This is a genomic window from Actibacterium sp. (genome assembly GCF_055134745.1).
The window spans coordinates 1-13,020 of record NZ_JBSRVX010000045.1; the positions used below are offsets into that span (position 1 = coordinate 1).

The 13,020-nt window shown below is 62.0% G+C and carries 14 protein-coding genes; 10 read left to right on the forward strand and 4 right to left on the reverse strand.

The genetic code is table 11. From position 1 onward, the window contains the following. The 5 genes from fghA to zapE form a co-directional block, all read left to right on the forward strand. Positions 1-716, forward strand: a 716-nt coding sequence (gene fghA, locus ACTCHC_RS09330; RefSeq protein ID WP_463022215.1) for an S-formylglutathione hydrolase, incomplete at its 5' end; no start/stop codon positions are given. Next, positions 713-1,171 carry a YaiI/YqxD family protein gene (locus tag ACTCHC_RS09335; protein WP_463022216.1) on the forward strand — a complete coding sequence of 153 codons (459 nt, stop codon included), beginning with the start codon at positions 713-715 and terminating at the stop codon, positions 1,169-1,171. The genes fghA and ACTCHC_RS09335, both read left to right, overlap by 4 nt. Next, positions 1,168-1,791 carry an HAD family hydrolase gene (locus ACTCHC_RS09340; protein WP_463022217.1) on the forward strand — a complete coding sequence of 208 codons (624 nt, stop codon included), beginning with the start codon at positions 1,168-1,170 and terminating at the stop codon, positions 1,789-1,791. Before ACTCHC_RS09335 ends, ACTCHC_RS09340 begins: the two co-directional genes overlap by 4 nt. Further along, positions 1,788-2,642 carry an alpha/beta fold hydrolase gene (locus tag ACTCHC_RS09345; RefSeq protein WP_463022218.1) on the forward strand — a complete coding sequence of 285 codons (855 nt, stop codon included), beginning with the start codon at positions 1,788-1,790 and terminating at the stop codon, positions 2,640-2,642. The genes ACTCHC_RS09340 and ACTCHC_RS09345 overlap by 4 nt, the downstream gene beginning before the upstream one ends. Positions 2,643-2,698: 56 nt before the next feature. Beyond that, complete coding sequence (zapE, locus tag ACTCHC_RS09350; RefSeq protein ID WP_463022219.1) at positions 2,699-3,775, forward strand: cell division protein ZapE; 1,077 nt, start codon at positions 2,699-2,701, stop codon at positions 3,773-3,775. A 61-nt stretch (positions 3,776-3,836) separates the two neighbouring features. On the opposite strand, the gene ACTCHC_RS09355 is transcribed toward zapE, so the two are convergent. From ACTCHC_RS09355 to ACTCHC_RS09370, 4 genes are all read right to left on the reverse strand, one after another. Further along, positions 3,837-4,862 (reverse strand): LLM class flavin-dependent oxidoreductase, encoded by a 1,026-nt coding sequence (locus ACTCHC_RS09355; RefSeq protein WP_463022220.1) that lies wholly within the window; start codon positions 4,860-4,862, stop codon positions 3,837-3,839. Between the two features lie 79 nt (positions 4,863-4,941). Further along, positions 4,942-6,222 carry a bifunctional folylpolyglutamate synthase/dihydrofolate synthase gene (locus tag ACTCHC_RS09360; protein ID WP_463022221.1) on the reverse strand — a complete coding sequence of 427 codons (1,281 nt, stop codon included), beginning with the start codon at positions 6,220-6,222 and terminating at the stop codon, positions 4,942-4,944. Continuing rightward, positions 6,219-7,145 carry an acetyl-CoA carboxylase, carboxyltransferase subunit beta gene (gene accD, locus ACTCHC_RS09365; protein WP_463022222.1) on the reverse strand — a complete coding sequence of 309 codons (927 nt, stop codon included), beginning with the start codon at positions 7,143-7,145 and terminating at the stop codon, positions 6,219-6,221. The genes ACTCHC_RS09360 and accD overlap by 4 nt, the downstream gene beginning before the upstream one ends. A 66-nt stretch (positions 7,146-7,211) precedes the next feature. Next, positions 7,212-8,093 carry a lysostaphin resistance A-like protein gene (locus ACTCHC_RS09370; RefSeq protein ID WP_463022223.1) on the reverse strand — a complete coding sequence of 294 codons (882 nt, stop codon included), beginning with the start codon at positions 8,091-8,093 and terminating at the stop codon, positions 7,212-7,214. 123 nt (positions 8,094-8,216) lie between these two features. On the opposite strand from ACTCHC_RS09370, the gene ilvD reads away from it, so the two are divergent. From ilvD to ACTCHC_RS09395, 5 genes are all read left to right on the forward strand, one after another. Further along, a complete protein-coding gene (gene ilvD, locus ACTCHC_RS09375) occupies positions 8,217-9,950 on the forward strand; it encodes a dihydroxy-acid dehydratase (protein ID WP_463022224.1) in 1,734 nt (577 codons plus the stop codon). A gap of 7 nt (positions 9,951-9,957) precedes the next feature. Beyond that, positions 9,958-10,605 carry a hypothetical protein gene (locus ACTCHC_RS09380; protein ID WP_463022225.1) on the forward strand — a complete coding sequence of 216 codons (648 nt, stop codon included), beginning with the start codon at positions 9,958-9,960 and terminating at the stop codon, positions 10,603-10,605. 121 nt (positions 10,606-10,726) lie between these two features. Beyond that, on the forward strand, positions 10,727-11,500 hold the full coding sequence (locus tag ACTCHC_RS09385) for a DUF6478 family protein (RefSeq protein WP_463022226.1): 774 nt from the start codon (positions 10,727-10,729) through the stop codon (positions 11,498-11,500). 8 nt (positions 11,501-11,508) lie between these two features. Beyond that, on the forward strand, positions 11,509-11,880 hold the full coding sequence (locus ACTCHC_RS09390; protein WP_463022227.1) for a hypothetical protein: 372 nt from the start codon (positions 11,509-11,511) through the stop codon (positions 11,878-11,880). 181 nt (positions 11,881-12,061) lie between these two features. Continuing rightward, on the forward strand, positions 12,062-12,967 hold the full coding sequence (locus tag ACTCHC_RS09395; RefSeq protein WP_463022228.1) for a LysR family transcriptional regulator: 906 nt from the start codon (positions 12,062-12,064) through the stop codon (positions 12,965-12,967). Positions 12,968-13,020 lie beyond the last annotated feature (53 nt).

Sequence of the window (13,020 nt, forward strand, 5' to 3'; positions counted from 1 at the left end):
CCGATGGCCCGGTGCCCGTGCTGTGGTATCTGTCGGGTCTGACCTGCACCCATGAAAATGCGATGGTCAAGGCGGGTGCCCAGGCCTGGGCCGCAGAACAGGGTATCGCGCTGGTGTTTCCCGATACATCGCCGCGCGGGGATGGGGTGGCGGATGATGATGCCTATGATCTGGGCAAGGGGGCGGGGTTCTATGTGAATGCCAGCCAGGCGCCTTGGGCCGCGCATTACCGCATGTGGGATTATATCGCTGATGAATTGCCGCGGCTTGTCACCGCGAATTTCGCAGTGGATGAAGGCCGCCAGTCGATCATGGGCCATTCGATGGGCGGGCATGGGGCGCTGACGCTGGCGATGGGTCTGCCGGGGCGGTTTGCGTCGGTTTCGGCGCTGGCCCCGATCGCGCATCCCACCGCATCGGATTGGGGGCGCAAACAGTTTTCGGCCTATCTGGGGGCGGATACGGCGCAATGGGTCCGCCACGATGCCAGCCTGATGATGCAGGCGGCAGGGTTTGACGGCCCGGTGCTGATTGATCAGGGTGCCAAGGATCAGTTCATTGATCTGCTGATGCCCGAAGCACTGTCTTCCGCGATGGCCGCGCGCCGCCAGCCTGGGCAGTTCCGGATGCAGGCTGGATACGATCACAGTTATTTCTTTGTGGCGTCTTTCATGCGTGATCATATCGCCCTTCACGCCAAGGCGATGCGCAAGTGAGCAGGATTTTCGTCGATGCCGATGCCTGCCCCGTCAAGGCCGAGGTCGAGCGCGTGGCCACCCGCCACCGCGTTGGGGTGTTCATGGTGGCCAATGGCGGACTGCGACCGTCGCCCAACCCGCTGATCGAAATGGTCTATGTTCCCGATGGTCCGGATGTGGCCGATATCTGGATCGCCGAACGCGCGGGGCCTGGCGATGTGGTTATCACCGGTGATATCCCGCTGGCCGCGAAATGCGTGGCGGCGGGCGCGCAGGTGTTGCGCCATGATGGCGGGGCGCTGACGGCGGCCAATATCGGCAATGTGCTGGCCACGCGCGATCTGATGGCCGATCTGCGCGCCGCCGATCCGTTTCGCCAGGGGGGCGGCAAACCTTTTTCAAAAGCAGACAAGTCGCGTTTTCTGGATGCGCTGGAGCGCGTATTGCAAGCGGCGAAAAGGATTGGAACATGACGCCCCAGGCGGTGATCTTTGATATCGGCAATGTGCTGATCGAATGGCAGCCCGAACGATATTATGACCGGGTGGTGGGTATCGACAGGCGGCGCGCCATGTTTGCGGCGGTCGATCTGCATGGCATGAACGACCGCGTCGACAGGGGCGAAGATTTTCGCACGACGATCTATGAAACGGCCGATACCTATCCCGAATTTCGCGCCGAAATCCGGATGTGGCATGACAACTGGATCGATCTGGCCCAGCCTGTGATTGCGCATTCCGTGCATCTTATGCAGGCGTTGCGGGCGCGGGGTGTTCCGGTCTTTGCGCTGACAAATTTCGGGATCGGCAGTTTCGATGTCGCCGTGCCGAAATATCCGTTTCTGGGGCAGTTCGACCGGGCCTATGTGTCGGGCCGGATGGGGGTGATCAAGCCTGATGCGCGGATATACCAGATGGTTGAAGACGATTGCGGCATCGCGCCAGAGCATCTGTTGTTCACCGATGACCGGCCCGACAATATCAACGCAGCCGCCGCGCGCGGCTGGCAGGTGCATCTGTTCGACGGGCCGCAGGGCTGGGCGGATCGGCTGGTCGCCGCCGGGTTGCTGTCGGTGCAGGAGGCGCGGTTTTGATCTGGGGCGTCGGTATCGCGCTGGCCGCCGTTCTGGTGTTCTGGGCCAGTTATGACCTGTCTGAACGCCGCCGCCGCCCGATGGATGCCGCTGGCCGCGCGGCCGCAGCCGGACGGTTCGCGAATCTGCCGGGTGGAACCACGCATTACCGTTGGGACGGGCCGGAACACGGGCCGGTGGCGGTATGCGTGCATGGGCTCAGCTCGGATATGCGGGTCTGGGATGCATTGGCGCCGATCCTGACCCGGATGGGGTTTCGCGTCTTGCGATATGATCTGTACGGGCGCGGATTTTCCGACCGAGTGGCCGGTGTGCAAGACAGCGCGTTCTTTATGCGGCAATTGCGCGAATTGCTGGACGATCAGAACCTCACCGAGGCCGCATTGTTGATCGGGCATTCGATGGGCGGGGCAATCGTCACCGCCTTTGCAGCGGACACCCCCGACCGGGTTGACCGTATGGTGTTGCTGGCGCCATCGGGTCTGGGGCACAATGTGGGCCGGCTTGGGCGGTTCGCCATCGCGGTGCCGGTGCTGGGGGATTGGGCGATGCGGCTGTTCGGCGGACCAGAGCCGGTGCGCGGCACGTTGCCCGCGCGGCTGTCCAGCCTGCGCCATATGCTGACCGAAGATATGGAACCCGCCCATCGCGCCGTGGTAGCTGCCGGAATTCCGGTGCTGGCGATCTGGGGCGAGGATGATCCGGCGATTCCACTTACAGCGGTGGGGCGGCTGGCGCGGATCAATCGCAATGCCCATCAGGTAACGGTGCCGGGTGCCGCACATATGTTGTTGCAGACCCATCCAGATGACGTCCACAAGGCGTTGCAGACCTTCCTGCGTGACGGTTGATCGCTTTTGCGGCGCCGTCCCTTTTCAAGGCCATAAAAGCCCCGTAAGCAGGGCAAATGACGGATAGTTTGCGCGAAAAATACAATCAGATGGTGGCCGCAGGCGGGCTGCATTCGGACCCCGGCCAGCTGGCCGTGTTGGAACCGCTGGACGCTGTGCGCCGCGCATTGGAAGAGGCGGCAATCCCCCGGCGTGGATTTGCCCTGCGGCGGCGCAAGCCCGAACCCATACGGGGGCTTTATCTGTGGGGCGGGGTCGGGCGCGGCAAGTCGATGCTGATGGATCTGTTCTTTGACAGCGTTGATATTCCGCAAAAACGCCGTGTGCATTTCCATGCCTTCCTGCAGGAAATCCATGCCGGGCTGCACAAGGCACGCCAGGGCGGCATGGCCGATGCGCTGCGCCCCGTGGCAGAAGAAATCGCCGCGGACCTGCGCCTGCTGTGCTTCGACGAAATGCAGATCAATGATATCACCGATGCGATGATCGTCGGGCGGCTGTTTCAGTTGCTGTTCGATCAGGGGGTAACGGTTGTAACCACGTCGAACCGGGTGCCGGATGATCTGTACAAGAATGGTTTGCAGCGCGAATTATTCCTGCCGTTCATCGCGCTGCTGAAGGACCGGCTGGAGGTGCATCATCTGGCCTCGCCCAACGATTATCGCCAGAATCGGCTGTCGGGGTCACAGGTCTATTTCACGCCCGCCGACGATGCGGCGCGCGCCGCCATGCAGGACATCTGGCAGGATTTCACCAGCGGGCCGGGCGCGCCACTGGTGCTGACAGTGAACGGCCGCAAGGTCGAAGTGCCGCAGTTCCAGAACGGTGTGGGGCGTGCCACGTTCTGGGATCTGTGCGCCAAGCCATTGGGGCCCGCCGATTACCTGGCGATTGCCGATGCGGTGCGCGTGCTGATCGTCGAGGATATCCCGCGCCTGACCCGCAGCAATTTCAACGAGGCCAAGCGCTTTGTCACGCTGATCGACGCGCTTTACGAGGCGAAGGTGCGGCTGATCTGTTCGGCAGCAGCCCAGCCAGAGATGTTGTATGTCGAAGGCAGCGGCGCGTTCGAATTCGAGAGGACAGCCAGCCGTTTGCGCGAAATGCAGGACGCCGATTGGGGCGTGGAATAAGAAGAAATTTCCCGAAATTTCTTCGTCTGAAAAATCTGCGGGAAGATTTTTCCCGCTGCCATTACCCCAGCATATCACGCACCAGCGGGATCACGCGGGTTCCATACAGCTCGATTGTGCGCATCAGCGCGGCGTGCGGCACCGGGCCTGCGCTGTATTTCAACTGAAACCGGTTCAGACCCAGCGCCTTGACAGTGCCGGCGATCTTGGCCGCGACAGTTTCGGGGCTGCCGACATAAAGCGATCCATGTTCGACCTCGCGCAGGAAGTCTGCTTTTTGCAGCGCGGGCCAGCCACGTTCGCGGCCGATGCGATCATGCATGGCCTTGTAGCCGGGGAAAAAGTTTTCGCGGGCGGCCTCGTCCGTGTCGGCGATATGGCCGGGGGAATGCACGCCGATGGGCTGAACCGGGCGGTCAGCTTGGGCAAAGGCGTCGCGATACAGTTCGGCAAAGGGTTTGAACCGCGCCGGGCTGCCGCCAATGATGGCCAGCATCATCGGCAGGTCGAAATGCACCGCGCGGATCACCGATTCGGGGCTGCCGCCGACACCCACCCAGGCACGCAGGGGCCGTTCGGGGGTTGGATAGACGCGCTGCCCCTTCAGCGCAGGGCGGTGGCTGCCGGACCAGCTGATCTTGTCGTCGCGGATCAGGCGGGTGAACAGGTCCAGTTTCTGTTCGAACAGGGTTTCGTAATCGCGCAGGTCGAAACCGAACAGTGGAAAGCTTTCGGTGAATGATCCGCGGCCCAGAATCAGCTCGGCCCTGCCGTTGGACAGCGCATCCAGCGTGGACAGGCGTTGAAACAGGCGAATGGGGTCATCGGATGACAGCACTGTTACGGCGGTGCCGACCCGGATGCGGCTGGTTCTGGCGGCGATGGCGGCCATCACCATTTCAGGGGCGGAAATGGCAAAGTCATCGCGGTGATGTTCGCCAAGTCCGATGAAATCGACGCCGACCTGATCGGCCAGAACGCCTTGGGCCACCACATCGCGCAGCACCTGCGCATGGGGCAGCGGTTTGCCATTGGCGTGGGTAACGTCGCCGAATGTATCAAGGCCGAATTCAATGGTCTGTGTCATGGCGCCTTCCAGAATGCTGTTTGGCCCAAGATAGGGCGGGGGGCCGGCCAAGGATATGGGCAGGGATGCACAGAGCCTGTTAGCCGTTGTCGCGCAGCACCTCGCCCGCCAGATAGAGCGACCCACAGATCAGGATGCGCGCGTTTGGCGTATGGGTGACGATATCGGTCACGGCATCCTGAACGCTATGCGCGGTAACGGCAGGCAGACCGACGGCGCGCCCGGCCGTGGCAGTGTCTTCGGCGGATAGCGTGGCGGTCGATCCGGGGATCGACACGGCATGCAGCGACTGGCCTGCACGCGCCAGCGGGCGCAGAAAACCGGTGACATCCTTGGTGTTCAGCATGCCGCAGACCAGGTGCAATGGGCGGGGCGGCAGACGGGTGATCGCCTCGGCCAGGGCATCGCCGGCGGCGGGGTTGTGCCCGCCATCCAGCCAAAGCTCGGCCTGTGCCGCGGCCGCGGCCGCGGCCAGCGGACCCTTCGTCAGCCGTTGCAGGCGGGCGGGCCAGGCGGCGTCGCGCAGGGCGGCTTCGCATTCGGTTTCGCCATAACCCAGATGGCGCAGCGCGGCGATGGCGGCGCCCGCATTGTGAACCTGATGCGCCCCGATCAGGCGGGGCAGGGCCAGGTCCAGCAGCCCGGTTTCATCCTGAAAGATCAGCCGCCCGCGTTCTTCCCAGACATGCCAGTGCTGGCCGTAAACCAGCAGCGGCGCGCCTAGGCGGGCGGCGTGGGTTTCGATTACGTCAAGCGCCGCGTCTTGTTGCGGGCCAACGATGCAGGGCACGCCGCGCTTGACGATCCCGGCCTTTTCGCCCGCGATTTCCGCCAATGTATCGCCCAGATATTGCTGATGGTCGATCGACACCGGCGTGATGATCGTCAGCGCCGGTTTTTCCACCACATTGGTGGCATCCAGCCGCCCGCCCAGGCCCACCTCTAGCAGGGTATAATCGGCGGGGGTGCGGGCAAAGGCCAGCAGGGCGGCGATGGTGGTGATTTCGAAATAGGTGATGTCGGCACCCTGATTGGCGCGTTCGCACTCATCCAGAAACCGTGCCAGCGCGGCCTCGTCGATCAATTCGCCCGCCAGCCGGATACGTTCATGAAAGCGCACCAGATGGGGCGAGGTATAGGCATGCACCGATTTTCCGGCGGCTTCCAGCCCGGCGCGGATCATGGCCTGGGTCGATCCCTTGCCATTGGTGCCGGCGATATGGATGACCGGCGGCAGGGCGCGTTCGGGATGATCAAGGGCGGCCAGAAGGCGCCACATCCGATCCAGCGTCAGATCGATCAGCTTGGGGTGAAGGGACATCATCCGTTCCAGGATGATGTCGCTGGCATCGGTGGTCACGCGGCGGGCTTTCCGTCTGCCTTGGGCTTCGGCGTTGCCTTGTCGGGGGCGGGCAGGTTGCCGCGGATCGCAGGCGACAGGCCCAGCAGCATCCGGGTGATGCTGATCAGCTCATCGCGCATGTCGCCGCGCCGGGTGACGCGGTCCAGCATGCCGTGATCCAGCAGGTATTCCGACCGCTGAAACCCTTCGGGCAGTTTTTCGCGGATCGTCTGTTCGATCACGCGCGGCCCGGCAAAGCAGATCAGCGCGTTGGGCTCGGCAATATGCACATCGCCCAGCATCGCATAGGATGCAGTGACGCCGCCTGTGGTCGGGTGGGTCAGCACGACGATATAGGGCAGCCCGGCCTCTTTCAGCATCTCGACCGCGACGGTGGTGCGCGGCATCTGCATCAGCGACAGGATACCTTCCTGCATGCGTGCGCCACCGGCAGCCGAAAACAGGATCAGCGGGCGGCCTGTCTTGGTGGCGCGTTCGGCGGCGGCGATGATGGCATTGCCGACATACATGCCCATCGACCCGCCCATGAAGCTGAAATCCTGCGCTGCGGCCACGATCGGTGTGCCGCCGATCATGCCTTCGGCCACCAGCATGGCCTCGGCTTCGCCGGTCGATTTCTGCGCGGCTTTCATGCGGTCGGGATATTTCTTCTGATCGCGGAAATGCAGCGGATCGGTGATCGGCGCGGGCACGGCGATTTCGGTGAACACGCCGCCGTCGAACAGCGCCGCGAAACGGTCACGCGGGGTTATGGCCATGTGGTGGCCGCAACTGGTGCAGACGTTCAGGTTGTCGGATAATTCACGGTGAAACAACATGGTGCCGCATTCATCGCATTTGGTCCACAGGTTCTCTGGCACCTCGCGGCGCGAAAACAGAGAGTTGATCTTGGGGCGGACATAGTTCGAGATCCAGTTCATCGGAGAGGCACCGTGGCTGTGACGTTGTGCCCGAGATAAGGCCAGCGGGCGCGGAATGCAATCAAACTAGCGGTCCAGAATGAAGCGCAGCAATCGCCAGACCCCAAGCAGCAGAATCAGATCAAGCCCGGCGCTCAGCGGCAGGGTGCTGCTGTCGGCGATATCATACTTCGTTATATAGAGGGCAAGGCCGGTGATCGTTCCCTTGGTTCCCAAGACCAGAAGCGCGAAGATGTTGTTGACGAAATGCAGCCCCATCGCCGCGCCAAGACTGCCGGTGCGTTCTGTCAGATCGGCAGCGATCAGCGCAAAGCCCAGCGTCGCGGCCAATATGAACCAGATGTTCGTTCCCGCCTCTGGCGACCAGTGCAAGGACGTAAAGGCCAGCGCGGGCAGGCCCATCCAGATCCAGCGGGCGGCGAATCGCGCGGCAAGCTGCTGTTGCAGATAACCCCGAAACAGCACCTCTTCCGCGGTGGTCTGGATCAGTAACAGAGGCAGCGCCAGCGGCAACAGGCGCACCCATGCCACCAGTTCCATATTGGCCAGGGGCGGATCGAAAAGCGCCCCGATCCCCAATACCAGCCCATATAGCGGCATCAGCACCACAAGAACCGTTACGAACCCGCGCCAGGTTTCGTCCCAGGGACCAAACAATGTGCCGGGGCCGCGAAAATGGCAGGCCGCGGCGGCAATGATCGTGCCCAGAAGCAGCCCGCCGAAGGTCAACAGCAAGACCAGCGTCAGAACCGGGTCGGTCGGTGTGGTCAGTTGCGCCAGCCATCCGAAATAGTTTTCCTGCCCAACAGCGGCAAAGCCCACCACCAGCGTCAGCGCCACCCAACCGAAATAGCAAAACAGGATCAGCAGAATGCCAAGCAGTATCCGCCATATCTGCGGGTAAAGGCGGGCGGGTCCGACAAAGGCGGCGAATTCGGGCGCGCGCATCGGCGGCTCCTGCGGTTGGGGCGTCGTGTCAGCCTAGCGGCGGATAGCGCCGGCTTCAATCGCGCTTGTGCGGGGGGGTGCGGGGCGTTATCCCGTGGCGCAGGGAAATCCGAGGAGATCGCCATGAAGAATGCCCGTTTCGACAAGTCAAAGCTGCCCAGCCGTCACGTGACCGAAGGCCCATCGCGCGCGCCGCACCGGTCCTATTTCTATGCGATGGGGATTTCCGAGGAAGAGATTCACCAGCCATGGGTTGGCGTGGCCACCTGCTGGAACGAGGCCGCGCCGTGCAATATCGCGCTGAACCGTCAGGCGCAGTCGGTGAAACAGGGCGTCAAGATCGGTGGCGGCACCCCGCGTGAATTCACCACCATCACCGTGACCGATGGCATTGCGATGGGGCATGAAGGCATGCGGTCATCGCTGGCATCGCGTGATGCGATTGCCGATACGGTGGAACTGACGATGCGCGGCCATTGCTATGACGCGATCGTGGGTCTGGCGGGCTGTGACAAATCGCTGCCGGGTATGATGATGGCCATGGTGCGGCTGAACACGCCGTCGGTGTTCATCTATGGCGGGTCGATCCTGCCGGGGCGGTTGAACGGCAAGGATGTCGTTGTTCAAGACGTGTTCGAGGCCGTGGGCCAGCATCAGGCAGGCAATATGTCGGATGCAGAGCTGGCAATTCTGGAACGCGTGGCCTGCCCTTCGGCCGGGGCCTGCGGTGGCCAGTATACCGCCAACACCATGGCTTGTGTATCCGAGGCCATTGGCCTTGCGCTGCCCAATTCGTCTGGCATGCCTGCCCCCTATGAAAGCCGCGATCAGTATGGCCAGGCCTCTGGTGTGGCGGTGATGAACCTGATCGAAAAGAACATCCGCGCCCGCGATATCGTGACCCGCAAGGCGCTGGAAAATGCGGCCCGCGTGGTGGCCTGCACCGGCGGATCGACCAATGGCGGCCTGCACCTGCCCGCCATCGCGCACGAGGCCGGGATAGACTTCGACCTGTTCGATGTCTGCGATATCTTCCGCGATACGCCCTATTTCGTGAATCTGCGCCCGGGCGGCGAATATGTTGCCAAGGATTTGTATGAGGCCGGCGGCGTGCCCGTTGTGATGCGCGAATTGCGCAAGGCGGGCCTGATCCACGAAGACTGCATCACCGCCACGGGCCGCACGATCGGCGAAGAGCTGGATCTGGTGGACCGCGAAGTGGATGGCAAGGTCATCCACCCGGTTTCGGCCCCGCTGAGCAAAACCGGCGGCGTTGTCGGGCTGCGTGGTAACCTGGCCCCCGATGGCGCCATCGTAAAGGTCGCAGGCATGACCGAGGCCGAACAGGTGTTCACCGGCCCGGCCCGTGTGTTCGAATGCGAAGAAGACGCGTTCGAGGCCGTGCAGGCCCGCACCTATAAGGAAGGTGAGGTTCTGGTGATCCGAAACGAGGGCCCCGCGGGCGGGCCGGGGATGCGTGAAATGCTGGCCACGACGGCGGCGCTGTCGGGTCAGGGCATGGGCAAGAAGGTGGCGCTGATCACCGATGGGCGTTTTTCGGGGGCCACTCGCGGGTTCTGCGTGGGCCATGTCGGCCCCGAGGCCGCGCATGGCGGCCCGATCGCATTGGTGAAAGATGGCGACATGATCACGCTGAATGCGCTGACCGGGGAAATTTCGGTCGCGCTTGGCGATGAGGAGCTGGCCAACCGCAAGGCCGGCTGGAAAGGACCGCGTGAAACGGTCTATGCCAGTGGCGCGCTGTGGAAATATGCACAATTGGTCGGCAGCACGCGCAAGGGTGCCGTCACCCACCCCGGCGCCAAGGCCGAAAAACATGTGTATATGGACCAGTAGGGCAAGATTGGCACTGGCAGGGCTTGCCCTGCCGGTGCTGTTATCGGCCTGCATGCAGGACGGGCCACAGGCCAGCCGGAACATCTTTGTCTCGATGCGCGCGCCTGAAAAGGTTGCGGTCTTCGGTGGGCAGGTGATTGTGGCCGGCCCCGAAGGTTACTGCGTTGATCGCGACGCGACGCGCAAAGGCCCGGGCGAAGCCTTTGTGTTGATGGCCAGTTGCGCGGATCTGACCCGACACAGCGAAGCGCCCCACCCTGATTATCCGACACTTCTTGCCGTTTCAGTGGTGGATCAGACCAGCGGCAGCATGCCTCCCGGCGACGAGACGCGCGCCCTGACGGCCTTTTTTGCCACGGCGCAAGGGCGGGCGGCATTGGCGCGCGATGGCGATCCGGCCAAGGTCACAGTCGTGAAAACCTGGGTGCGCGACGGGGTTTTCATCGTGCATGTGCGCGACCGCAGCGCCGCGAAGGTCCCCGGCTTGGTGGAAGACGCGTGGCGCGCGATCTTTACCGTGAACGGCTATGTGGTTTCGGCAACGGCGATGGCAATGCGTGGTCGCCCCATATCCGACGATGCCGGGCTTGCGACGGTGCGCGCATTGGTGGCCCGCATTCAGCATGAAAATGCCCCCGGTGCAGACAAGTCATGATCCGTTTTATCAATTGCGAAAGAATTGGAAACAATAAGGGTTTCCAAGCCGGAATCGTTTTGCGACTAATCGCATGTAAAGTGGGAAGCCCACAGTGTAGTATGAATCGGGGCAGGGCAGAATGGCAAAGCGGTTTCAGGCGCTGATCGAAGGCGCATTGCAGCGGCGCTATCTTCGGCAATGGGCGCGTGTGGCGCGGCTTGCCGAACGTCAGGATGCCGCGACGCTGAAAGCCTATCGCAGCCGCGCCCGGCAATTGCGCCGACAGCTGGACAAGGTGATTCATATCGCCGAGGGGCGCCTGACGCTGCCCTTGATCGGCTCGAATGCCTTCAGGCGGCCGATGGGGTCCGACTGGGGTTATCGTCCGCAACTTTGGCGCGGGCCGCTGGGGCGGCCCGGCATGGCCGCCGTAGAAACCCGTGCGACTTTCGGGGACGAAATTACCGTTTTTCACGATTGCGCGGTTTCCGAACTGACCCTGCGCCAGATAAGAAACACGCGCGAGGCCGATCTGGCGCCCTTCGGATTGCGCATGGATGTGTTTCGCTTCGATGGCTCGTTCCTGTCTCTGGCGATCGACCTGCCCCCGGATGCCGCCGCCGGTCTGACCCGCCGTCATCTTGTGCGGGTGGAAACGATCATCGAGCTGGAAAAGCCGCTGGAAATCTTTGCCCGGCTGAATGTGCGGCATGGGCCCAATACCGAACAGATCGTGCGTGAACTGCCCCTGCATGAACAGGATGTCTTCGTCGATTTCGACCTGGCCTATACCAATCTGAATGAAAAGCGTGTGGATCGGGTCTGGCTGGATCTGATCTTCGAGGGGCCAGAGATGAACCAGATCATTCTGCGTGACCTGGCGCTCAGCCGCCGTCCACGCGCCGAACTTTAGGGGATTCCATGACCGATATGATTTTGACAAAGACCCGTATTCGCGCCGGTGTCTGGGAAGGCGTTCTGCACGCCGATGCGCCGCCGCAGATAGAGGTGTTGCATCTGGAAAAGCCTTTGGCGGGTGTCAGTGTGATGCCGGATAACAGCGCACCGGGGCAATTCCTGGTGTCGGTCCCGGTGCCGGCGGATCTGTTGTCGGACGGGGTTCAGACCTTTGTGATACGCGATATCGCCAGCGGTGCGCGGTTGGACAGTTTCACAATCGTCACCGGCGCGCCGCTGGAGGACGATATCCGCGCTGAAATTGATCTGTTGCGCGCAGAGCTGGATATGCTGAAAAAGGCATTTCGTCGGCATTGTCTGGAAACAATGACCTAGGACGGACAGGCAAGTCTTTGTATAGTAAAGATAAAGCCTAATTTTTGTGTCTGCGCCCTGTGTTTCCCTCCGCCTTACGATCCTGTGTAAAACCGCAGTATTGTCGGCGCAAAACCCAATTCTTGCCCGAATTCGGGATGATAACGGGCTTCGGAAATCTGAAGTGCGTGAAGGGTTCAACATGGATCGACTGACCGAAATGGAGGCGTTCGCCACAGTGGTGGATCAGGGCGGCTTTACCGATGCCGCCAAGAAGATGGGCATATCGAAATCCGCTGTGTCCAAGCATGTTTCATCGCTGGAAGCACGGTTGGGCGCCCGGTTGCTGAACCGCACGACACGGCGCGTCAGCCCGACAGAAATAGGCTTGGCCTATTATGATCGGGCCCGGCGTGTTCTGAACGATGCAGGCGAGGCCGATGCGCTGGTCACGTCGATGCAGACGGCCCCATCGGGATTGCTGCGAATATCGGTGGCAACCGATTTCGGGGTGAACCTGCTGTCACCGGTTCTGGGCGATTTCCTGCAGGAATATCCGGATATTACCGTGAACATGGTGCTGAACAATCGCTATGTGGAGCTGATTTCCGAAGGCTTCGACATGGCGATCCGGGTTGGAGAGCTGGAAGACAGCACCCTGCGCGCCCGCAAGCTGACCGATACCACCAAGCGGATGATCGGCTCGCCGGAATATTTCAAGAAATACGGACGCCCGCAGAAGATCGACGATCTGAACACGCACAAGCTGTTGCATTATTCCAATCAGTCCAGCGGCAATGTGTGGAAGCTGACTGCCCCGTCGGGTGAAAAACGTCAGGTCCGCACGGCGGGCTGGCTGACGGTGAATGACGGCCAGTCCTTGCTGAACGCGGCCATTTCCGGCCTGGGCATCGCCTATCTGCCCAGCTTTCTGTATACAGATGCCATGAAGGAAGGCTTGGTCGAAGAGGCCATTCCCGATCTGCCGGTGGAAAACCTGGGTATCTATGCGGTCTATCCGCCGGGCCGTTTCACGCAGCCCAAGGTGCGCGCCTTCATTGATTTTCTGGTGACAAGCTTTGCCAACAAGGGCCCGGATATCTGGTAGGCAGGCATGCCCTTGCAACCGAATGAAAAAGCCCCGCCAGTTTTGCGGGGCTT